Origin of the sequence: Shewanella sp. DAU305 (genome assembly GCF_026802235.1) — a bacterium.
Lineage (GTDB): Bacteria > Pseudomonadota > Gammaproteobacteria > Enterobacterales > Shewanellaceae > Shewanella > Shewanella baltica.
In genome coordinates this window covers 17,645-39,382 of the sequence record NZ_CP113808.1, presented here as the reverse complement: position 1 = coordinate 39,382, position 21,738 = coordinate 17,645, and the positions used below count along the sequence as shown (strand labels likewise).

Genomic DNA, 21,738 nt, shown 5'->3' with positions numbered 1-21,738 from the left:
GATGCTATGACTTTACTTGAGTCACGATTGTGACTGGATAAGTCTGAGTCATGTCGCAGCACTTTGTGTCTGAACGCCGTATCTTTTACATAGCCTATGGTTGAATGGTGATATGGCTTAAGGGAATGGCCGTGTGGTCCTTGACCTTTTTCAACACAAAGCTGGAATGCACACCTGCGATATGCACATTCGTCGTGAGTTTATCTAACAGGAAAGTGCGAAAGTGCGCCATATCTTGTACTAACACTTTAAGTTGGTAGTCGGCTTCAGAACCTGTGATAAGCGCGCATTCTTGGACTTCTTCGTAGGCTAGTACATTGGCTTCAAATTGATTGAGGATTGCTGGCGTGTGTTTTTCCATTCGCACATGGATATACGCAGTCAAATGCAGGTTGAACTTATCCGCCGACAGACGCGTTGCATAATCGGCAATATAGCCCGCTTCTTCTAGGGCTTTAACACGGCGCGAGCAAGGGGACGGCGACAGGCCGACTTTATTGGCCAGTTCGAGGTTGGACAATCTGCCGTGGGTTTGCAGTAAACGCAAAATGGTTAAATCGAGTTGATCGAGTTTGTATGGGTGAGTTTCTGTCATCGAAAGCTTAGGGTTGGCTGGGTCTGCCCCTAGTTTGCCAGCCTTAGCCAAGTTTGCCAAAAATCTTGAGTCAATCGGGATTTAAAAGTTGGGAGAGTGATCACCCTTACTGACTGTGGGTGAGGGGCGCGCTGTCTGGATCTCCCACCATTTACCGCTATAGTTATAATACTAATAAGAGTGAGACACTGTATGCGCTTGAGTTTGCTGTTAATCTGCCTATTAATCTTACCGACGTATGCATTTCCTGCCTCGATAACCATTGGTAGTGCGTTAAATCGCCCACCCTATATTATCGAAGATGCCGAATCGGGACTTGAGATTGATATTATTAAGGCTGCCTTTAAGGAAATGGGCCAGTCAGTTAACTTTAAATTTTACTCTCGTAAGCGCCAAGTCTTATATTTCAACAAAGACAGATTAGATGCCGTGATGACCATGAATCCCGCAAATGGTGTCGATGGCTATTGGTCTAATGATTATGTCGACTATACCAATGTGGCGATTAGCTTGGCTGCGCAACACCTTGAAATAAAAAGTATTGCCGATCTAAAAAACTACAGTATTGCGGCCTTTGAAAATGCTCGCCTATTGCTCGGTGCTGAATTTAATGCCGTAGCGCAACAGACGATTTATCGCGAAGTTGATACTCAATTAAGCCAAAATCGTATGTTGTACTTAGGCCGGATTAATACTGTGATTGCCGACCGTTATATCTTCACTCAATTGAATCGGTTTGTTGAGCCCAATATCGACACCCAGCAAGCATTGAGCTATCACTTTATTTTCCCGCCGACATCCTATCGCATGGTATTCCACAACTCAGTGGCGCGGGATACTTTTAATCAAGGGCTGGCAAAAATTAAGGCCAATGGGATTTATCAGACCTTAGTGGTCAAATACTTAGGCAGTGCTTAGCAAGGCCTAAGTATTTGAGTGAAAGGCTGAATCGAGATGATCAACTACAGAGGTTAGCGTTCAGGCTCGTTCACGAGCGCTTGCGTGAGAGGGCGTATTTTACTGACTAAGAACACGCTCAAGCTGCTGATGAAGGCGGCTAAAAAGGTCGAAAACAACACATCTTGTGGCCAGTGCATCCCTAACAGCATGCGGCTCAATCCCATCAAAAATCCCCAACCCAATAATACCAATGCAACGCTAGGTAGGCCTGCGAGCAGCAGATAGTAACTGGCCGTGAGCACCAGTGTCACAGCAAAAATGGTATGCCCAGAAGGGAATGAATAACCAATTTCATCTTCCCAATGCTGGTGAATGCGCGAGTCGAGTCTCATCTCAGGCTCCGTCACTTTTAAGCCATCGAGCGCAGTGGATATTGTCTTGGAGCGCCCTTGTTTATCCAATTGATAAAAGGCATCGAGTGAAAGCTGTTCGTCCGTAGGCAGTGCTTGCTTAGCCAAAAAGACTAGATTAGGTCTGGGCTCTTTAAAATAGGATTTGAGCGTATGGCTCACACTTAAGCTGATGACTTGGCTGAGACTAATGGCTAAAAACAAACTCATAAAGAGGGCTTTAGGCATAAGACGATAGGCGATAGCCAGCACAAACAACACAGTGGCCACGCCATAAGGCGCTGTGCCCGTCATGGTAATCCAATATAAGGTTCGGGCTAAGTGAGAATGCAGATCGATCAGTGGAAACAACTGATTTTGGGTCAGTAACAGTAAGCTTGGAATGCTTGCCAGCAATAACCAGGCTAAACCTAAACGGCGGAAAAGATAGGCGCTATGGGTCAAAATATAAGCCTCTTGATAAACGCCATAGGCTACAACGCGGCAATGGCTTTGCCAATAAAAAAATCCCGACAGCAAAAAGTGGCGCTGTCGGGGGTCTTCAAGGGTGGATCGGTTGGGCGCTGTTACGCTGTGTTCTTGGGTTGATGCCTTGTGACAAACATCAAAATCAGTAGGACGACTAACAGTAATCCTGTGCCCATTAGCAGGGCGTAGTCTTCCAGTTGCAGTATCGAGTACAGCACGGCATATAAACTCACCAGCATAATGCCCACTATCGCACCGCGCTTGATGCTTGCGGTGGCACTGCCCACGTAGGCAGATACCGACAACACGGGAATACAGGCGGCAATTAAATAGGCATGCAAGAAGGCTAAATGCTCGGACAGCGACAGCAGTAGCAAATAGAACAAAGCCATGGCGCTGCCGACTAACACATATTGAATCGTGCTGAGGCTGGTTTTTTGCCCAAGCTCAAAAATGAACAACATGATAAAAGTCAGTACGATAAACAGTAGGCCATATTTCACTGAGCGTTCAATCTTGCCATAGTGAGTCACAGGTTCGAATAAAATCGCATTGGCCGATACTTCGGTCAGGCTCGATTGATTACTCTTAATGAACTCCTGAGGATAGTTACGGGTTAAGTGACTGATATTCCAGCTTGCCGTAAAGCCCTGCGCGTTAATATCACGCTCTGCGGGCAACAATCCCTTAAAGCTGGGGTGTGGCCAGTCGGCGTGAATGTTAATTAAGGTTTGCTCACCCAGTGGCAGGGCGCTGATGGACTGAGAACCGCGCAGTGTCATCGCAAAGTCCACGCTAAAGTCACTGGCTTCGGCGACTTGTACGCCTTGGTTAAAGCCCTTTTCTAGACCACCTGTGCTGCCTAATCCGGTACCCGACATCAGCGAGCCTGAAAGCGTGACCGCATCACCCGTTAATTCAAGTTTATCTACTTTATCAATGGCTTGATTTGATGAAACACCAAAGGCGAGGCGCGCATTTTTATTATCAAAGGCAATGAGGTTAGGGATTTCATAATGACTTAAACTGAAATCTGCCTTGCCTTGCAAAGTAGCGTTGTAGACTAAGGATTGATAAATCCCGCGAGTACGAAAGTCATGCTTAAGATCTAAATCGAGCTTGAGTTTTTTTGGCAGTATGACCAATTCATCTTGATAGGTACGCTTCACTTGATGGCGATTTTTGCCATCGGCGCTGACTTCTTCCTGCATCACAAAATAGCTATAGGGAATGACAAGCACAGGCCCAGAGAGAGTTTGCTGCTCGCCCCATGAACGGCCAATTTCATCGACAACACTGTGGTACAAGGCTTCGCGATCTGAGGTCATATCCATGATGATCCCTAATGGGATCATAGCTAAGATCGACAGTATGCCTATGGTTAACGCTTTCAATAGGGTGGTGTTTTTGGCGAGTGGTGTCCCTTTGCTGTTTGAGGACTGTGCCTGTGGCGATTCCATGTCTATTCCTTGATCTCGATTGAATTTTTTTAGTAGTGCGCGTACGACTAAGTAGGCTGCACCACCAAATAATGCCAAAGTGAATAGGGCGATGACGCCCACGATAATGTTGAACATGTGATTTCATTCCCTATGAAATACAGTACTGAGCCTTAAGTTTTTATGCCATGTTTCGCCAAGAAGGCTAAGCATTAACGGCAAGTATTAAAACAGATTTCCCCACAAGAGTTGCGGGCAAGTTGCTGATCAATAGTGGCAAAATTATGGCAGTGGCTGTTAATTAAAATATTAAGCGATACATGAGTTACTCAGAAGCATGGCGCTTTAGCCAAACTTGGGGTGTTTTGCCTCATAGTCGTCTTCTTTTCGAATATGCTTAAGCAGTGCTTCGAAGCTTTGCTTAAAGACGTCAAGTTCGGCGGAATAGACTACGGCATGGTGGGAAAACCAGTGCTGTTTTTCACGCTCACGGTTACTGTAATCGGGCCAAATACGCAGCTCATACTCATCACCTATGACGACAATGACATAGGCGATGGCGCCATTGCTAAAGATGATGCATTGGGGCAGGTACACCAGCTCTTCGCCTTTGAATAACTCATACTCTATCGCTTCGGTGCGCCAACTCACTATCGGTAGCGGCGCTTTGATAGAGCAACCAATCGACTGATGTCGATTAAATAGTACGGTGTTAATGTCATCCATTGAAAAGGGCTGGTGATCGCCATTTTTAGCCGCAAGTGAATACAAGATATTCATCAAAAATGGCAGCTTAGCGCCATTGCCCGTTTTGCGGCCGCAGAGTTGTGCTTGGCGATAGTAGATATTCATCATCAATCCTTAATGAGGCGTCAGTACGTGGTTAGCGCGACCTTGAGTCGTGAAACTAGCAGGCCTGTAAAGCGATAGCCGTTAAGTTATAAATGGCTTATGTTATCCGAAGAGCGCGCTGCATGAGCTGGTTTGCGGCGCATTTTAGAAGCTCACTCGCAGAATATAAAGTACATCAGATTTATTTTCAGTAACTTGGGTTTATATATTGGGCCTGATGTTTTGCCAGTCGTTGCGTTAGGAGACTTGATGTCTAATCCCTTTTCACCCCACGAATGGCTGCAATTAACGATGCAGCAGCAAGGATTATTACAGCCACAGACTTCGGTGGCTGAGACTGTCTCGCGCCTCAGTTATGTGCAAATCGACTCGATTAATGTGGTTGAGCGTGCGCATCACCATGTGTTGCATAGCCGTATGCCAGGATACCAGCCGAAGATGCTCGATTCGGCTTTAGCTAAGGGGAATATCTTCGAGTATTGGTCCCATGCGGCGGCTTATTTACCGATCACTGATTACCGTTTTAGTTTGCAACGTAAACTGCAGCTGCAAAATGGCGGTAAGCATTGGTTTGAGCCCGACGATAAAGTAATGCAAGAAGTGCGGGCACGAATCCTTGCAGAAGGGCCACTCAAGGCCAGTGATTTTGAACACAGTGAAGGTAAAAACGGTGCCTGGTGGGATTGGAAACCCGCGAAAAAAGCCCTAGAGCAGCTCTTTATGCGTGGTGAGCTGATGGTGGTGCGGCGAGAGAAATTCCAGAAGGTTTACGATCTTACTGCGCGGGTGTTACCACAAGACATAAATGCCAAAGCACCGACAGAGGCTGAATTTACCCGCTATCTGATTGATCGTTATCTCGATGCCCATGCCTTTGGTACTGCGGCGCAAATAGCTTATCTACGCAAAGGCTTAAAATCAGCAGTAGCCCAAGAGCTGGCAGAGATGCAGTCACAGGGGGGATTAGCGAGTTTTAAGGCGGCGGGGCAAAGCTACTTTTACTACCCTGCATTACAGCTCCATGCGCCATTACCCAATAAAGTCTGGCTGCTAAATCCCTTCGATAATTTATTAATCCAACGGCAACGGCTAAAGCAATGGTTTGATTTTGATTATCAAATTGAAGTCTATGTGCCCGCCGAAAAGCGTCGGTATGGTTATTATTCTTTAGCGATTCTGTGGCGCGATACTTTTGTCGGCCGCGTGGATGTGAAAGCCGATCGCCAAACGGGCATCTTGTTATTGCAGCAATTGACCTTAGAAGCGGGCGTGATGGTGAATGGCCTAGATGAGGATTTCTGTGCTGCGTTTGATATCGCCGTCAGTGAATATGCCCGCTTTAACGGTTGCGATCGCTGGAAGTTAGTTAAAGCAAATCATAAAGGCCTTAAGCAGAAGTATGCTCGCCAACAAAAGTGTTAGTCATCAGTCGCTTTAATTGGAATGTCCATAAAGCGAAAGCAACCATAGAGTAAAATGAGATACAGCAGTGGCAAGGCTGCGGTGACTAAGGGTGACGAGGCTGTGCTATCGCTAGCGATGCGATAGCAGGGAATATATACGGCGGGATAAACTAAGCTGCCCCACAGAAAACACTGATTCATCAATCGATAAATAAAAGCGGGTTTGATACTGGATTGACTGGCCAGTCCCATCAAACTGGCGAGGAGCACTCCGGGATAAGTGAGTAGCGGCAGGCCACCAAGCAGGAGTAATGTCCAGCGTATTAGGCTCTCAAAAGTCGTCAATTCCACTGCGGTTTCCATCACGCTTATCGTCTTCCCTCTGTTGACGCTTTGCCTCAATCAATCACTCAGGTTTGCTGGTCTATTTTACGGGTCTATATTGAGCTACGATCCCGTTGCATTTTGAGCCAGAATCCCTGTTGGCAAAGGTTACTGAAGGATTTCTGCTGTGGTGAAATAACGATTCCGTTCGATGCTATCACTCGATAGTTTATCCAATAGTCTTCGCAAACATTATCCGATGTCGCCTCAATCATGAGTTGATCTTGCTCGGTTTGCAGGCAGATCACCACGCCATTATCGAAGTGATACAGCGTTTCTACTTCATGAATAGTGAGGTCGTTATCTTGATAGCTATGGCTTTTACTCGAATGGCTCACTACCGACACTAAGCTTGGATATCCATGAATCGCAAGAATATAGCTGGCGAGTTGCTGCATTGTTTCCCCAAGAGACGCACTGCTCGAAGCGTTAAAAACAAAAAAGCACAGCTGCGCTTTCGCTCACCGTGCTTTATTCAATATGCGTAACGTAAGTTAGCCCGCAGCGTTGAGCTTTTTTTCTAACTCATTGACTTGAGCTTGCAGCGCTTCTAACTTTTCGCGGGTTTTCAGTAGCACATGTTGCTGCACATCAAATTCTTCACGGGAAACCATATCCAACTTGAGTAATTGATTTTGCAGAACTTGTTTGCTGCGCTCTTCAAATTCACCGGCAAATTGCTTCAGACCGCTGGGCAAACTTTCGCTCAGCTGTTTCGCCATTTCTTCGATTTTCTTTGGATTGATCATAATCTTGTCCGCCTCTTCACTGAATAGCTCGATTGTAACTCAGTGCGTTAGGTTTCAAAAGTAAAGCTAACGCGCTATGGCTTTAGTGAGTCGTTGTTGAGGCTTATATCACGGCTAAGCATGTCTATTGGGTTGAGTTCTGCTCAGCCCAAGCGGGGATTTGTTAGCCTTAAAACCGCCGATTCTGCTATGATCCCATCCCTTTCTGTCGACTTGTTTGGATATTGCGCAAAGATGAAACTCAATCCCGCCCAAAACGATGCTGTTCATTATGTTTCAGGCCCTTGCCTAGTATTGGCGGGTGCGGGCAGTGGTAAGACGCGCGTAATTATCAATAAAATCGGTTACTTGGTCGAAAAGTGCGGCTATAAGGCGCGCAATATTGCGGCGGTGACCTTCACCAACAAGGCTGCCCGTGAGATGAAAGAGCGGGTCGCTCAGTCCATGGGACGCAAAGAGGCCAGAGGTCTGTGGATTTCAACCTTCCACACCTTAGGGCTTGAAATCATTAAGCGTGAGCATAAGGTCTTAGGCTTAAAGCCGGGATTTTCGCTGTTTGATGATCAAGATACCTTGGCACTGCTCAAAGAGTTAACCCAAGACGAGTTAGACGAAGATAAAGATTTACTCAAAGCGCTCGCCAGTACGATTTCAAACTGGAAGGGCGGTTTAATTATTCCCGAGCATGCACGCAAGATCGCTAAAGATGAGCAGCAGCATTTATTTGCCATGTTGTATCAGCGTTATGCCCAGCACATGAAAGCCTATAACGCCTTAGATTTTGACGATTTAATCCTGATGCCAACCTTATTGTTGCGGCATCATGAAGAAGTGCGTACCCGCTGGCAAACCAAGATCCAATACTTGCTGGTGGATGAATATCAAGATACCAATACCAGCCAATATGAGATGGTAAAGCTGTTAGTGGGTGATCGGGCGCGCTTTACCGTAGTGGGTGACGACGATCAGTCCATCTATTCATGGCGCGGCGCTAAACCACAAAACTTAGTGTTATTGGGTACGGATTTTCCGCAGCTTAAGTTAATTAAGCTCGAGCAGAATTACCGTTCTAGTCAACGGATCCTGCGGGCTGCTAACATTCTTATCGCGAACAATCCCCATGTTTACGATAAAGCGCTCTTTAGTGAGCTTGCCTATGGGGAGCCGCTGCGGGTGCTATTTGCCGCCAACGAGGAGCAAGAGGCAGAACGTGTGGTCGCGGAAATTGTGCGACACAAGTTTGTTGGCCGTACTCAGTTTGGCGACTATGCGATTCTGTATCGCGGCAACCATCAATCGCGGTTACTCGAGCGCGCGCTGATGACGAACCGCATTCCTTACAAATTGAGTGGTGGCACGTCATTCTTCGCCCGTGCTGAAATCAAAGACATCATGGGCTATCTAAAGCTGGTGGTGAATCCCGATGATGATAATGCTTTTCTGCGCATCGTTAACTTGCCTAAACGTGGCATAGGCCCATCGACTTTAGAGCGCTTAGGTAATTTCGCTAATGAGAAGCATATTTCTATGTTTGCGGCGATTTTTGAGCCTGAACTCAATCATCATTTGCCGCCGGCGGCCATGTCATCCCTGTATCAATTTGGTCGTTTCATTGTCGAGACCGGGGATCATGCAGAGCGTGGTGAACCTGTCGAGGCTGTGAAGCATTTGATCCGTAAGATCAATTATGAAGATTATCTATACGAAACCAGCACGAGTGCCAAAGCCGCTGAAATGCGGATGAAGAATATCTCAGAGCTATACCGTTGGGTAACTGAGATGCTCGCGGGTGATGAATTAGATGAGCCAATGACCTTGCCTGAGGTTGTGACTCGACTGACGCTCAGAGACATGATGGAGCGCAATAGTGAGGACGAAGGCGGCGATCAAGTGCAGTTGATGACCTTGCATGCTTCTAAGGGCTTAGAGTTCCCGTTTGTGTTTATGGTGGGAGTGGAGGAGCGGATCTTGCCCCATCAGACCAGCATAGATGAAGACAATGTCGATGAAGAGCGCCGCTTAGCCTACGTGGGCATCACTCGGGCTCAACGTGAACTGTGGTTTACCCTCTGTCGTGAAAGACGTCAATTTGGTGAAACCATGCGTTGTGAGCCGAGCCGTTTCTTGCTTGAGTTACCTCAAGATGATGTGGTGTGGGAAAATCGTAAACCACAGCAGACAGAACAGGAGCGGATGCAGACTGGGCGAGCCAACATTTCTAGCTTAAGGGATATGTTTAAAAAATAACGAGCGTTTCGCTTACTGTTATTTAAAGTCAATCGCTCGGGTTTTATCTAGGCATATTCGAGCTGAGTACAGATCTGTGATTGGGTGTCACTTAAGGTAAAAGTGTCGGCTAAAGCAGCCCCCTGACCCAGCTGATAACCCAGTTCACTGAAGATACGTTTTTGTTCAGGGCTATCAATGCCATCAACAAAGGTTTGCAGTTCTAAGGTTGATGCCGTTTTTTGATAAGCGGACATTAATTTAAGCTGCTGTTCAGCGTGTATCTGTTTAGTGAGATTGGCGTCGAGCTTTAAGCCTTTAATCGGCAAAAACAATAAGCTATTTAATGCACTATAGCCGCTACCGTAATGACTGATACCGAGTTTTACCCCGAGTTTCTGCAACAATTCAAAGCCATTGATATGATTCTCAGTCTCCTGCACTAGCGCTTTTTCATTAAAGAATAACCACAAATGGCTCAGGTTTAACTGGGTCTGCTTGAGGGTGTTTTTCAAACTGCGCAGTACGTGCTTATGCTTGAGATGTTGGCTCGAAAGCATCACATGTAATTCAATAGATTCATCATGTTGCTTGAGCAGTTCAGCATAAGTGCGATCTATGATGCTGATCGTATATTTATCGAGTTCAACGGTAAGATGTGATTGTTCAGCAAGTGCACTGAGTTGTTCTTGTTGTAAAAGTCCACGCTGTGGATGTTGCCAGAACAGACGGCTTTCTAATGCATGCACTTGACCAGTGTTAAAATCGACGACAGGTAAATAACTTAGTTCGATTTCGGCATGGTGTAATGCCTGTCTAAATTCTGTTTCTAACTCGACATCCTGCATGACTTGATGTTGGGCGTTATCATCAAAAATAACATAGCAGCCCTTACCGTTGGCTTTCGCTTGATACATGGCTGTATCTGCATTACGCAACATAGATTCACTGGTATCGACTTTATGTTTACCACTGATGGTGATACCGATACTGGCGCCAGAGTTAAATTCCATCGTGCCGAGTCGATAGGGCTGGGATATTTTTTGGATCACTCTTTCTGATACGTCTCTTGCGTCGTTGATGTTGTTAATACTATCGAGCAGAATGACGAACTCATCGCCACCCAGACGCGCTAATGTATCGTTATCACGAATGCAGGACTTGAGGCGGCTTGCGGTCTCGATTAAGAATTTATCGCCTTCTAAGTGCCCCATAGTGTCGTTAATCTGTTTGAAGCGGTCGAGATCGATAAAGAGCAGGGCAAACTGTTCTAAGCTATGGCGACGGACGTGCTTAATGGCTTGAGATAAGCGTTCCATAAACATAGCGCGGTTAGGCAAGCCTGTGAGCGCATCATGTTTAGCGTCGTGGACTAACTTAGCTTCCATACTGCGGCGTTGTTGAATTTCTTTTTCAAGGTTTTGATTGAGTTCGGCTAACGCTTTAGTGCGGTCGATGACTTTTTCTTCTAGCTCTTCATAACTGCGTTGCAAGGACTCTGCGGACAGTTTCTTCTCAATAGCAGAACCAATGTGTTGCGAGACAAATGTCAGTAATTCTAAGTCTTTGACTTGGTAATTTTGCGTCATGCTAAAACTGTAAATCGTCAAGGCACCACGTACTTGATCATGGATAAAGAGGGGGATGCCAATCCATTGATGCATAGTTTGAGTGTGGTTTAACGCTGGCGCTTGGGAATACAATTCGCCAGAGGCAATTAACGCATTGATACTATTTTGATCTAACAGTAATGGGCGCTTATGTTTGAGTACATATTCGGTTAAGCCATCCTGTAGCGGCCGAGTTCCTGGATGCTTATTGGCTAATTGCGAGACATAAAAGGGGAACGTGAGATGAGTTTCTGTGTCATCCAAAAGCGCGATATAGCAATTGTTGGCGGGAATGAGGTGTCGAATGACATTATGCAATTGGGCATAAAAGTCTGGGTTGTCGGCACTGGAACTGGCTAGTTCGGCAATCTCAAACAGTGATTTTTGTAAGCGCTCAGCTCTGCGTCTTTCATAGACTTCTAGTTTTAATTTGTCGTAGGCTTGGCTGAGTTCTCTGGTTCTTTGCTGGATGGCTTGTTCTAATTGCTCCTGATGCTTGAGCCGTTCCATTACTCCTGAGATATGGTGACAAATGAAGGTCATTAACTCGAGTTCGATTTCACCATAACTGACATTCGTGTCGTAGGTTTGCACGACTAACACGCCAGTCACTATGTCATCGTGTTTGATGGGTACGCCAAGCCATAAATGGCAGGGAGAACCTAAGTTAACAATTTCCTCTGCGGCAATCAGTTCATTGACTTTGTCATCATCACATAACAAAGCCTTACCCGTTCTGAGAACGTAGCCCGTTAATCCCTGCTGTAGTAATGTTGATAAGGATTGTTCAGGATAAAGCTCAGCAGGATGTGCGTCTTTCTCATCGGCGAAAAAAGGGATAGCAAGCTCGCCCGTGCTGACATCGAGGGTTGAAATAAAAAAATTATCAGCGGGAATGAGTTGTTTTAGGTGGCTATGCACGCCGACATAGAATTCTTCGAGTGAAGAAGCATGGGTCGCAATATTGGATATTTCGAGTAATGCGTTTTGAATGATCTCAGCATGCTTATACTTATGCGCTAATTGTTTTAAGCGAATAATTTTTTTGCGTAAGCGTTCAGCTTCATTTATACGAGGCTGGCCAGTTTCATCTTCATCCTTAAACATGATACTCACTAGTTAAATATAGGGTTGTTTTTACCAATCTCTATAATTAGCATGAAATACTGTAACATCCAAGTCATATTTTGGCTGCATTTTGCTTTAAAAGTCAGCTAATGTGATAAAACTTGAGCAGTCAGTAAAAAAAGTGCAAAACAGCTATAGACTCAAAGGGGATTTGACCCTAGTATATGCGGCGCTAACCAAGGCGAGCGCCCATAGCTCAGCTGGATAGAGCGCACCCCTCCGGAGGGTGAGGCCGAAGGTTCGAATCCTTTTGGGCGCACCAATTCCGAACAGAGTTGTGAGCTTTTAGGTTAGCAAGATAAGTGAAAGTCAGTGGTGATTGTAGCTCAGTTGGTAGAGTCCCGGATTGTGATTCCGGTTGTCGTGGGTTCGAGCCCCATCAGTCACCCCATTTCGTTTACTTTGATATAAAGATTGATATTCTCGGTGATTAGCGCAGCCCGGTAGCGCATCTGGTTTGGGACCAGAGGGTCAGAGGTTCGAATCCTCTATCACCGACCAAATTTTTCGCATAGCTAGCGAGCTTAATGTAAGTTAAGTAAATAGTGAACAGTTTACGGTGATTAGCGCAGCCCGGTAGCGCATCTGGTTTGGGACCAGAGGGTCAGAGGTTCGAATCCTCTATCACCGACCAAATAAGTAAAAAAGCCTCAGTATTCTAATGAATACACTGGGGCTTTTTTGCATCTGCGGTTTGCTTGTCTTGATTGGCATTAGAAGCCTTATTGCCAGAAAGCAGAGGTCGAATCCTCACTCTTTCAGCGCATCGACCAAATAAGTAAAAAAAGCCTCAGCATTCTTAATGAATACACTGGGGCTTTTTTGCATCTACTGTTTGCTTGTCTTGATTGGCATTAGAAGCCTTATTGCCAGAAAGCAGAGATCGAATCCTCACTCTTTCAGCGCATCGACCAAATAAGTAAAAAAGCCTCAGCATTCTTAATTAATACACTGGGGCTTTTTTGCATCTGCGGTTTGCTTGTCTTTATTGGTATTAAGAGCCTTCTTCTTAGAAAGAAGAAGATGCCGAATCCTCGCGCTTTCAACGTATCGACCAAATTCAACGCATCGAACAGATAAGCAGAAACGTCTCAGCATTCTTAATCAATACACAGGGACTTTTTGCCACTTGTGCAATGTAGCTTCATATAGAAATTGTTTATGCGTTTGCTTAAACTCTATGTAGGCAATACAGATGTGCAACGGTATCGATATAGGCATTCTGTCGTTAGAAAAACAAAAAGCTCCTTACGGAGCTTTTTGTTTTTAATATCACTTCTTAATTCGGCTTAATCAAGACTCACCGGAGGGGCGATAAAGCCCTGATAGGCATCAGTTCTAAGCTCGTTAAAGCGCTCTAGCTGAGCTTTTTCTTGAATACCCGTCACTATGACTTGAATATCTAATCCTTTCGCTACGTTGATTAGCGCGCGGCAGAGCTCACTATTATGGTGTGTCTCATCATAGTAGGCGAAGGATTGATCGAGTTTCACATAACTCGGTCTTAATTCCTGTAGATAAGACATAGAGCCAAACTGACGGCCAAAGTGATCAATGCCGAACTTAGCGCCATTATCTCGAATAATGTTACATAAGTGCTGACACGACTTAAGATCGCTATAAACGCCTGCGTCAGGTATTTCGAAGCAGATCCGCTCAATAAATGCGGCATTACGTAAGAAGTGATTGAGCCACTCATGGAAGTGAGGATCGTTAATACTTTGGTGGGTTAAGTTAATCGCGAGCGGTTCATAGCTACGCTCTAGTAGTTTTTGCTCGTAGACGGTTTCAATCAAGCATTTATCGAGCAAGGCACCGAGAGATAAGAGCTCGATATAAGGCATAAATTGCCCTGCATGGGCGAGTTGATCACCTAGCTCTAATTGGCAATATAATTCCCGCTGCGCTATACCATCCCCATCGCAAAACTGGATAGGCTGCCATCTAAACTTAAACTTCTTATTACTGATGGCATGGCTAAGGTTATCCCGCCACTGTTCACGGGTGAATAGTTGCTGCTCTGTGGTTTCAAACCAATGGAATGTTTTATTCTCTTGTAACGCTTTTTGAAGGGCGTTGTCGGCTTGGGCCAAAATATCCGACACATTCATTTGCCCAATACGCTCCGCAATACCAATCGCAAAGTCTTCATTAGGCTTACAGCCTGCCTTCGACATTTCTTGGTTGATGGTGCGGATAAGCGTTTGTAAATATTTGCTGATTTGATCATGTTCAACATCAGTCACTAAAAATGCAAATTCATAGGCGGCAATGCGGCCTATAACAGAAGGTGTTATTTCGTTTAACTGCAGCTGAAACTTCTCTGCCAAGATCCGTATGGTTTCATCCCGAACTTGGTAGCCATATTTGCTGTGCACTTCTTCGAGCCAGTCGAGTTTAGCGAGAAATAACGCGCCGCTGCTAGGTTCACTCAACCAACCATTTAAACGGCTCACTACGTATTGGCGGTTAGGCAGGCCTGACGCCGGATCGACAAGATTCTTCTTACGTAATGCGCCGACTTCTTCGTCGAGGGAATGAAACACTTGCTTCAACTGCGCCGACATACTGTTAAATGCGGTCACTAAGTCTTTCAATTCAGTGGTCTTAGGTAATGCCATGTCTGGGCCAAATTGGCGTGCCGCAATACTTTTCGCGTGTTCCGACAAAGTGTGTAGAGGTTTCAATATCCACGTTAAACCAATTCTTGCGGTAAAAATGGCGACGAGGAAAAGTAGAGAGAAGGCAATGATCGTATTGGACATGATTCGCCACAGCTCATGGTAACCAAACCCAGGATGAGCGGTGATCTCAAGTTGCGCGAGTTGCAACCAGCCAGAAGTGATAGTGCTTTGTTTTTTGATGGTTTTAAATAGATTTAAATTGATAAACCATTGAGGTACATCTTCAATTCTTAAAGGGTTATTCCACTCTTGTTGCTTACCATCCACCATCCATGTCAGCTTTACATTTTGATAATAGCCACCTTCAAAGATGACATTCACTAAGGTTTCTGCCGCTGCGGTATCGCCAGCTTGAAGTGCTGGAGTAAGCATTAGACCAAGTGAAGTACTGGCATTGTTTAGATCTGACTCCATTTGCTTGGTTAAAAAGCTTTGAGTCTCAGTAAATTGCACATAGCCAAGGCTTGCAACTACGAGCAAAAATAGGCTAAAAAGCAGCGAATAAATCTGTCTAAACAGTGTCATTTTTGGTGCTACTCCAGTTTTAATTTTGGTTGTCTAAGGCGGTCAACACCTAATCTATGGTTAAGATCGTTCCATTTTTCTAGCCGTGTTGACGAACCCGCTAGTACACCTCGACCTTGCTCTTTATTGAGCCATAACTGTTTACCGTTAAAGCTATAAACAGGTAGTAGATCTTTTCTTTTGGTGGCGGGCTTTATTTCATGATCGAGATTATCGAGAACTAAGGGGATCGATGCTGGTGTCTCATAGTAAGCCAATACCATGTGGTATTGATTCACCGTAGTCGCTTTAACCATAGTGATCCGCATCTTGTCCTCTTGCACGCCAAGTTGGAGCAAGGTAAAGTATTTAGCGATCGAAAAATCTTCGCAGTCACCACCATTCACGCCAATAAACTCCATCGGCGTTGCCCAATAATTTGACTCACCCCATAATTTACTGTCATCAATAAAGCGGAATAAGTTAAAAAAGTTGTTTACTTTCAATAGCTTTTCTTTTTCATTTAGCGTACTTGCTTCCGATAAAACTTTGAACCAAGCCCTAGCTCGCATCCCTGCACGCTCACCATAATGTTTTTCAAGGGTTGAAGTGATCTTCCCTTCATCAAGGTTTTGTGTGGGGGCAGCATATAGGCAGCATATGCCTAAGGCTGACGCTATGAGGCTAAAGCGGCAGACTCGCAATAATGAATGTTTATAACCAAGTCTGCCGTTCATAACCTAATGTGTGAGTCCTTTATTGTGTGTTGTCATCGACCGAGTAAATCGTCCATTTCATGTCCGTGGCCGTATCATCACCGGTCACTTCAGCCACGACACGGCGGTTACGGATCTCAGCATCTGGTGTTTGCTCTAAAACAACAGGGCGACTAGAGCCATATCCAATTGCAGTTAATCGACTTCTATCAATACTAAAGCGTTCGGCTAACACAGCAGTCACCGCATTTGCACGATCTTGCGATAATACCGCATTACGCTCATCGGTGCCTGTGCGACTAGTATGGCCTTCAATCGTCACTTTGGTCGTTGGATACTGACGAAGAAAAATGGCAACTTCTTCTATCTGAGGATAATACTCAGGTGCGATATATGCAGAGTCATTAGGAAATAAAATATTTATTTCTTTTCGCTCGTTTATCGCTTTGATTTTGCCGCAGCCATAGTTGTCTGTGCCAGCCCCTTGCGCGGTATCATTGCAACGTTCACGGGCCTCTATCACGCCATCACCATCTTTATCAGATAGATCATAGGCTTGGGTTGTGGTCATTTCGTCAATATTAACTGTATCGCGCATTGAACAACCAGCTAAAAGAGTGACACTGAGAAAAAATGTGAGAGTTTTCATTAGTTAGCTCCTCCTTCATAGTTGCGCTCACCACGCCATGCTTCAGGTCTGGTGACTCTGAGTGAGTCTAATAAGCGTCCAGTAGAATTTAGCACGCGATACTTAGCGATGATCTCGTCATATTCGGCTTGTAAGTAGTCTTTACGTGCTTCGAAGAGCTCATTTTCGGTATCCAATAAGTCGAGTAGACTGCGTTGACCTAAGTTGAACTGTTGCGCATAGGCTGTTTGGGTATCCTTTGCGGCCACAACATGATCTCGAATGTATTGTTTTTGCGGCGCAAGCATTTCAAAAGCGTTCCAAGCCAGGTTGACGCCTTCAACGACTTCGCGCTGGGCACGTTGACGGATTTCTTTGGCTTCACCAAGTTTGTAGGCCGTTTCTTTCTCACGGGCAAGATCTTTACCGCCCGAGAATAAGTTATATTTTACTCGAACCATGGCCATTAAATCATTGCTATAGCCACCCACATCACTGCGGAAGGCTCCTGCGCCAGAGATACCATCTTCGCCGCCGACATCATTATTCCAATTACCATTCAGCTCTAAAGAAACCTGAGGATAGTAATTAGATTGTACTGAAGAGCGTTCATTCTCTGCTGCACGGATATCATTCGCTGCAGATTTGAGTATGGGGTGATTCTCCTGCGCTTCGATAATGCCTGAGCTTAGATCCTTTGGCAGCATATCTGCATCGGGCACTGGTAAGATTAAGTCTGCTGGTGCCGACTCTACAATTCTAATGTACTGCGCTTTTGCATCAAGTAAATTGTTACGAGCAGAAATCACGTTGGCATTGGCCCGCGCTAAGCGTCCCGTGATTTGGGAGAGATCTGCAATTGAGCCTAAACCTGAATCAGTACGTTGCTTGATTTGGTCATAAATTTCTTTATGGCTGTTAAGGTTTTTCTCCGCTAATTTTAGCACTTCATCAGTGCGTAAATAGTTGAGGTAGACCTTACTGACATCGAGTGCCATATCTTCAGCCGCTGCAAGTAGCGCCCATTGGTCTGCGCTGGCTTCAAAGCTATAACGATCAACTTCGCTGCTGGTATAGAAACCATCGAAAAGCATTTGTTTTAAGCTAACACCAAACTCTCCGCGGTTTAATTCTGCCACCCCTTTGCTATCAACTTCACCGACGTTAGGTCGTCTACGGGTCGACACACTGTCTGTCTGTTCGTAACCGTAGCCACCAGTGACATCAATCGTCGGCATATAGCCTGCGATTGCTTGATTAACTTGCTCTTCACGCGCTTTAAAGCGGTTAAAGGCAACCCGTAAATCAGGGTTCGTATCAAGCGTATGTGCAACGGCTTGTTCTAACGTCTGGCTTTGAGCCGATAAAGGTAACAGGATCAATGACAGCACTATGGCTATCTTTGAACATTGAAATTGTCGTCTTGCTGAAGTCTTCATGACCAACCTCCCGGTTTATAAAAAAAGGCTTAGTGCTCTCTTAGCGCTGTGTCCTTAGCCCTTAAAATTGGATTTAAAATGTACTCAAGTATGGATCTTTGCCCCGTGATAACGTCAACCGAAGTTAACATTCCCGGGATAATTGGCATCTGTGTGCCATCGTTTTTGGTTAAACTGGATTCTGCGGTTCTGACTCGAATGAGATAATAGCTATTGCCTTCTTCATCTTGGGATGTGTCGGCACTGATATGTTCAACTGTCCCTTTAAGGCCGCCATAGCGAGTAAAGTCATAGGCGGTAATCTTTACCACTGCGGGTAATCCTGGGTGTAAGAAGGCGATATCTTTAGGCAAGATTTTGGTTTCAATCAGTAACTGATCTTCCGATGGCACTATCTCGATAATATCGACTCCAGGTTGCACAACGCCGCCTAGTGTATTGATGTGAGTGGTTTTAATGGTGCCATTGACTGGTGAGGTGATAATGGCTTTGCTGACTTTATCCTGTGCGCCCACTTGTGCTTCATTCATGCGAGACAGGCGGGTTTGGGTTTCATTAAGCTGTGCGCGTAGATCGGCGGCATAAACGAATACGGCTTCACGGCGTTTTAAGATGGCTTCATCCATCGCCGCTTTGACTTTCGGGCGCAGTAGGCGCATTGAATTCAATTCGCCTTGCAAATCGTTCACCGTGCGTTCGAGCTTGAGCAGTTCAACTTCAGGCACGATACCTTTTTTAGCTAAAGGCCGAGTGAGTTCAAGCTCACGGGAGATCAGCTGCATACTGGTGGTTAATGTCGTTGTTTTAGACGCGAGATCATCAATTTCTTGTTGTCTTTGTTGAATTTGACGGACTAGGATTTCAAGCTGGTTACTTAAGTTATCTAAGCGTCCGTTGTATTCCTCTTGTTGTCTTTTAACTAAGGCCGGTTCCGCTGCAATAATATTCTCCGGGAATACCAATGCTTTTTTAGTAATGAGTACTTGCTCGCGCCAGTCGGAAGTCATGTCTGATATGAGGATACTGTCGAGTTCGGCGCGCATACGAATAGCATTGGTTTTTAAGCCAAAAACTTCTTGCTCTTGTTGAGCATAGTCGGAGCGGAAGCGAGTATCATCAATACGTACTAAAGGTTGCCCTTTAATCACCATTTCGCCTTCCTGAACGTAGAGTTCTTGCATTATGCCGCCATCTAAACTCTGGATGACTTGGACTTGTGATGAGGGGATGACTTTCCCCGTCCCAGTGGTGACCTTGTCTAATTTAGCAAAACCTGCCCACAGTAAAAAACACACAACCATAGCTGCAAGTGCCCATATGATTAACCTGTGTCCGCTGGGAGCGTCCGTCATCATGGCGCCGTAGACATCATCAACCATGTCTAAGTCATTTGCGGTTAAATTTTTACTCATCTTTTAGCTTCTCCATTCACGAGGCCAAAATTGAGTTTTTCTAACACTTCTGCCTTGGGACCATCGGCGACCACATGGCCGCGTTCGAGTACGATAATACGGTCAACAAGCTGCAGCAGATGCATCTTATGGGTAATAAGAATCAAGGTTCTGTCTTTGCTGACATTCTGCATTGAGCGAATAAATTGTTGTTCTGCGCGCGCATCCAAGCTGGCGGTGGGCTCATCCATCAATAGCACTGGAGGGTCATTGAGTGTGGCACGAGCAAGGGCAACGGTCTGTCTTTGTCCGCGACTGAGCGACATGCCGCCTTCGCCGACCTGTTGGTCTAACCCCTCTGCTTCTAGGTTGGTAAATTGACTCACTCCAGAAAGTTGTACGGCACGGATTAGCTGATGTTCAGTGACTTGGCGGGTACCAAATAAAATATTGTCGCGAATCGAACCGTGGAACAGGGTGACATCTTGGGGCAAGTAGCCAAAGTTACGGCGTAAATCACTCGGATGGATTTGTGCCGAGTCTAAACCGTCATAACGCAAGCTTCCTGCTGTCGGTTGAAATAGTCCAACCAATAGCTTAGCAAGGGTACTTTTACCTGAACCATTGCGGCCAATAATCGCAATACGCTCGCCGGGATTAATCGTCAATGACATAGGATGAAGTACAGGTTTTTCTGACCCAGGGTAACCAAAACCGACATGATCAGCATTGATTTTGCCTATTAGCCTTTGTTTGCTAACCAAATGTCCTTTATTTTCAAACTCATCTTCTTGAGTCATAATTTCATTAAGCTGACGCAGTGCGCTGGCAGTGTGATTTGCTCTGGTCATTAGGCCTGCAAGCTGCGCCATAGGTGAAATAGCACGGCTCGATAACATAACGGCTGCAATAATTCCGCCCATCGATATCGCATTATCGGCCACGCGATAAACGCCCAAAATCACCACACAAACAACGGTAAATTGCACTGTGAAGTTAGCCACGTTCGATACTGAGTTAGATAGCTTTTTTGACCTTAATTGCCAGTTGGCACTGTGGCCTATCATTTGTTGCCAGCTTTTTTGTACTATCCCTTCGGCACCATTGGCTTTGATTGACTCTAGTGCCGATAAACTCTCGATTAAATGCCCATGTTTCAGGCTTGAAAATTTATTGCCTTCTTCGATAGCGGCTTTGAGTTTAGGTTGAATATAAAGCGTAAAGCCAATAATGATGGCGCCACCGATCACTGGAACAATGGCGAGATCGCCAGCAACGATGTAGATAATAATTAAGAAAAATACCGCAAAGGGCAGATCGACTAAAGTTGTGATCGTCGCCGAGGTTAAAATCTCACGGATGTTATCGAATTCGCCTAATTGTTTTGCCATACCGCCAATACTGGGGGAGCGTTTTTCTAAGGGGATACCAATCGCTTTTGCAAAGAGGCGAGAAGAGACGATGATGTCTACTTTTTTACCTGCTACATCAATCAGGTAGCTTCTGAGTTGACGCATGACAAGATCAAATAAATAAGCAATAGAAGCGCCAATCGCTAACACCCACAGGGATTCAAAGGCAAGATTGGGCACGACTTTGTCATACACGTTCATAATAAATAAAGGTGAAACTAAGGCGAACAAATTCACTAATACAGAAGCGATTAATGCATCGCGATAAATGGGGGCAGAATCTTTTAAGGTTTGGACTAGCCAGTGGGTTTTATTATCGTGTAGATAAACATCAAAGCCCATGTCACCACGGTATTCTTGTTTAACTAAGAATAAATATCCCACATATAAGGCTTCAAGCGACTCAATTGTCAGCGTCTCTTCACCACCTGTCTCGGGTAATTGAATAATCGCTTTATCGGACTCAACATCAAGTTCACGCAATATGCAGGCTTTCTTGTCTTTTAATAACAAAATGCAAGGAAGCAATATGGGTGATACTTCGTTTAAGCCTTTTCGAGATAACTTCGCCGCTAGGCCAGCTCTCGATGCGGCCTGAGGTAATAAATCGGGTGTTAATACCGCACCTGACAAAGGTAAACCTGCCGCAAGCGAGTCGCTTGAGCACGGGTTGCCAAAATGCTCAGTGAGTAACACTAAACAATCCAGCAGCGGATCCACTAAGACTCTTTGCGAGGCTGAAATGGTCCATTGGTCAATTTTTTCAGAAGCTGCAGCTGACACCTAATTACTTATCCTTT

17 protein-coding genes and 4 tRNA genes are annotated in these 21,738 nt (G+C 45.3%); 7 read left to right on the top strand and 14 right to left on the bottom strand.

Annotated elements, in window-relative coordinates; translation table 11 throughout:
- Nucleotides 1-94 precede the first annotated feature (94 nt).
- Nucleotides 95-595 carry an Lrp/AsnC family transcriptional regulator gene (locus OX890_RS00135; RefSeq protein WP_006083449.1) on the bottom strand — a complete coding sequence of 167 codons (501 nt, stop codon included), beginning with the start codon at nt 593-595 and terminating at the stop codon, nt 95-97.
- Between the two features lie 192 nt (nt 596-787).
- Here OX890_RS00135 and OX890_RS00130 point away from each other — a divergent pair, with 192 nt between their 5' ends.
- Nucleotides 788-1,513, top strand: a complete 726-nt coding sequence (locus tag OX890_RS00130) for a substrate-binding periplasmic protein (RefSeq protein ID WP_012588746.1) — start codon at nt 788-790, stop codon at nt 1,511-1,513.
- A gap of 53 nt (nt 1,514-1,566) precedes the next feature.
- Here OX890_RS00130 and OX890_RS00125 read toward each other — a convergent pair whose 3' ends face one another.
- From OX890_RS00125 to OX890_RS00115, 3 genes are all read right to left on the bottom strand, one after another.
- A complete protein-coding gene (locus OX890_RS00125; protein ID WP_268650637.1) occupies nt 1,567-2,349 on the bottom strand; it encodes a phosphatase PAP2 family protein in 783 nt (260 codons plus the stop codon).
- Between the two features lie 122 nt (nt 2,350-2,471).
- Nucleotides 2,472-3,950 carry a cell envelope integrity protein CreD gene (gene creD / locus OX890_RS00120; protein ID WP_126492984.1) on the bottom strand — a complete coding sequence of 493 codons (1,479 nt, stop codon included), beginning with the start codon at nt 3,948-3,950 and terminating at the stop codon, nt 2,472-2,474.
- Between the two features lie 207 nt (nt 3,951-4,157).
- Nucleotides 4,158-4,664, bottom strand: coding sequence for a hypothetical protein (locus tag OX890_RS00115; protein ID WP_012588743.1), 507 nt, complete (start codon nt 4,662-4,664; stop codon nt 4,158-4,160).
- Nucleotides 4,665-4,913: 249 nt separating this feature from the next.
- On the opposite strand from OX890_RS00115, the gene OX890_RS00110 reads away from it, so the two are divergent.
- On the top strand, nt 4,914-6,086 hold the full coding sequence (locus tag OX890_RS00110; RefSeq protein ID WP_126492982.1) for a winged helix-turn-helix domain-containing protein: 1,173 nt from the start codon (nt 4,914-4,916) through the stop codon (nt 6,084-6,086).
- Here OX890_RS00110 and OX890_RS00105 read toward each other — a convergent pair.
- The 3 genes from OX890_RS00105 to ubiK all read right to left on the bottom strand — a co-directional run bounded on the left by OX890_RS00105 (nt 6,083) and on the right by ubiK (nt 7,200).
- The gene (locus OX890_RS00105; protein WP_071940603.1) at nt 6,083-6,430 is read right to left on the bottom strand and encodes a hypothetical protein; all 348 of its coding nucleotides are present in this window, start codon (nt 6,428-6,430) and stop codon (nt 6,083-6,085) included. The two genes, OX890_RS00110 and OX890_RS00105, sit on opposite strands and share 4 nt — an antisense overlap.
- A gap of 74 nt (nt 6,431-6,504) precedes the next feature.
- Nucleotides 6,505-6,849, bottom strand: coding sequence for a hypothetical protein (locus OX890_RS00100; protein ID WP_126492980.1), 345 nt, complete (start codon nt 6,847-6,849; stop codon nt 6,505-6,507).
- 96 nt (nt 6,850-6,945) lie between these two features.
- Nucleotides 6,946-7,200: a ubiquinone biosynthesis accessory factor UbiK gene (gene ubiK / locus OX890_RS00095; protein ID WP_006083441.1), complete on the bottom strand. Its 255-nt coding sequence runs from the start codon at nt 7,198-7,200 to the stop codon at nt 6,946-6,948.
- 234 nt (nt 7,201-7,434) lie between these two features.
- Between ubiK and rep the strand changes: the two genes are divergently transcribed.
- Nucleotides 7,435-9,447: a DNA helicase Rep gene (gene rep / locus OX890_RS00090; RefSeq protein WP_006084415.1), complete on the top strand. Its 2,013-nt coding sequence runs from the start codon at nt 7,435-7,437 to the stop codon at nt 9,445-9,447.
- Between the two features lie 47 nt (nt 9,448-9,494).
- Here the strand turns inward: rep and OX890_RS00085 are convergent, their stop codons facing one another.
- Nucleotides 9,495-12,143 (bottom strand): sensor domain-containing phosphodiesterase, encoded by a 2,649-nt coding sequence (locus OX890_RS00085; protein WP_126492978.1) that lies wholly within the window; start codon nt 12,141-12,143, stop codon nt 9,495-9,497.
- Between the two features lie 206 nt (nt 12,144-12,349).
- Here OX890_RS00085 and OX890_RS00080 point away from each other — a divergent pair.
- The 4 genes from OX890_RS00080 to OX890_RS00065 all read left to right on the top strand — a co-directional run bounded on the left by OX890_RS00080 (nt 12,350) and on the right by OX890_RS00065 (nt 12,798).
- Nucleotides 12,350-12,426 (top strand) — tRNA-Arg (locus OX890_RS00080).
- A 53-nt stretch (nt 12,427-12,479) separates the two neighbouring features.
- Nucleotides 12,480-12,555: transfer RNA gene (locus OX890_RS00075), tRNA-His, on the top strand.
- Nucleotides 12,556-12,588: 33 nt separating this feature from the next.
- A tRNA-Pro gene (locus OX890_RS00070) sits at nt 12,589-12,665 on the top strand.
- A 56-nt stretch (nt 12,666-12,721) separates the two neighbouring features.
- A tRNA-Pro gene (locus OX890_RS00065) sits at nt 12,722-12,798 on the top strand.
- A 655-nt stretch (nt 12,799-13,453) separates the two neighbouring features.
- On the opposite strand, the gene OX890_RS00060 is transcribed toward OX890_RS00065, so the two are convergent.
- Genes OX890_RS00060 through OX890_RS00035 form a run of 6 tightly spaced genes read right to left on the bottom strand, consistent with a single transcriptional unit; the run spans nt 13,454 to nt 21,721 of the window.
- Nucleotides 13,454-15,373 (bottom strand): bifunctional diguanylate cyclase/phosphodiesterase, encoded by a 1,920-nt coding sequence (locus OX890_RS00060; protein ID WP_268649894.1) that lies wholly within the window; start codon nt 15,371-15,373, stop codon nt 13,454-13,456.
- Between the two features lie 8 nt (nt 15,374-15,381).
- Nucleotides 15,382-16,089 (bottom strand): transglutaminase-like cysteine peptidase, encoded by a 708-nt coding sequence (locus OX890_RS00055; RefSeq protein WP_268649893.1) that lies wholly within the window; start codon nt 16,087-16,089, stop codon nt 15,382-15,384.
- Nucleotides 16,090-16,108: 19 nt separating this feature from the next.
- A complete protein-coding gene (locus OX890_RS00050) occupies nt 16,109-16,717 on the bottom strand; it encodes an OmpA family protein (protein ID WP_006083436.1) in 609 nt (202 codons plus the stop codon).
- Nucleotides 16,717-18,135, bottom strand: coding sequence for a TolC family outer membrane protein (locus OX890_RS00045; RefSeq protein WP_006084411.1), 1,419 nt, complete (start codon nt 18,133-18,135; stop codon nt 16,717-16,719). The genes OX890_RS00050 and OX890_RS00045 overlap by 1 nt, the downstream gene beginning before the upstream one ends.
- 29 nt (nt 18,136-18,164) lie before the next feature.
- A complete protein-coding gene (locus tag OX890_RS00040; protein WP_063884674.1) occupies nt 18,165-19,547 on the bottom strand; it encodes an HlyD family type I secretion periplasmic adaptor subunit in 1,383 nt (460 codons plus the stop codon).
- Nucleotides 19,544-21,721 (bottom strand): type I secretion system permease/ATPase, encoded by a 2,178-nt coding sequence (locus OX890_RS00035; protein ID WP_006084409.1) that lies wholly within the window; start codon nt 21,719-21,721, stop codon nt 19,544-19,546. Before OX890_RS00035 ends, OX890_RS00040 begins: the two co-directional genes overlap by 4 nt.
- Nucleotides 21,722-21,738: the final 17 nt, after the last annotated feature.

What these genes read in the sequence shown, in the direction of transcription:
- OX890_RS00045 (WP_006084411.1), bottom strand. Translation starts at nt 18,135, where the DNA reads ATGAAGACTTCAGCAAGACGACAATTTCAATGTTCAAAGATAGCCATA.
- rep (WP_006084415.1), top strand. Translation starts at nt 7,435, where the DNA reads ATGAAACTCAATCCCGCCCAAAACGATGCTGTTCATTATGTTTCAGGC.
- ubiK (WP_006083441.1), bottom strand. Translation starts at nt 7,200, where the DNA reads ATGATCAATCCAAAGAAAATCGAAGAAATGGCGAAACAGCTGAGCGAA.
- OX890_RS00085 (WP_126492978.1), bottom strand. Translation starts at nt 12,143, where the DNA reads ATGTTTAAGGATGAAGATGAAACTGGCCAGCCTCGTATAAATGAAGCT.
- OX890_RS00135 (WP_006083449.1), bottom strand. Translation starts at nt 595, where the DNA reads ATGACAGAAACTCACCCATACAAACTCGATCAACTCGATTTAACCATT.
- OX890_RS00105 (WP_071940603.1), bottom strand. Translation starts at nt 6,430, where the DNA reads ATGGAAACCGCAGTGGAATTGACGACTTTTGAGAGCCTAATACGCTGG.
- OX890_RS00110 (WP_126492982.1), top strand. Translation starts at nt 4,914, where the DNA reads ATGTCTAATCCCTTTTCACCCCACGAATGGCTGCAATTAACGATGCAG.
- OX890_RS00060 (WP_268649894.1), bottom strand. Translation starts at nt 15,373, where the DNA reads ATGACACTGTTTAGACAGATTTATTCGCTGCTTTTTAGCCTATTTTTG.
- OX890_RS00130 (WP_012588746.1), top strand. Translation starts at nt 788, where the DNA reads ATGCGCTTGAGTTTGCTGTTAATCTGCCTATTAATCTTACCGACGTAT.
- OX890_RS00040 (WP_063884674.1), bottom strand. Translation starts at nt 19,547, where the DNA reads ATGAGTAAAAATTTAACCGCAAATGACTTAGACATGGTTGATGATGTC.
- OX890_RS00115 (WP_012588743.1), bottom strand. Translation starts at nt 4,664, where the DNA reads ATGAATATCTACTATCGCCAAGCACAACTCTGCGGCCGCAAAACGGGC.
- creD (WP_126492984.1), bottom strand. Translation starts at nt 3,950, where the DNA reads ATGTTCAACATTATCGTGGGCGTCATCGCCCTATTCACTTTGGCATTA.
- OX890_RS00055 (WP_268649893.1), bottom strand. Translation starts at nt 16,089, where the DNA reads ATGAACGGCAGACTTGGTTATAAACATTCATTATTGCGAGTCTGCCGC.
- OX890_RS00050 (WP_006083436.1), bottom strand. Translation starts at nt 16,717, where the DNA reads ATGAAAACTCTCACATTTTTTCTCAGTGTCACTCTTTTAGCTGGTTGT.
- OX890_RS00100 (WP_126492980.1), bottom strand. Translation starts at nt 6,849, where the DNA reads ATGCAGCAACTCGCCAGCTATATTCTTGCGATTCATGGATATCCAAGC.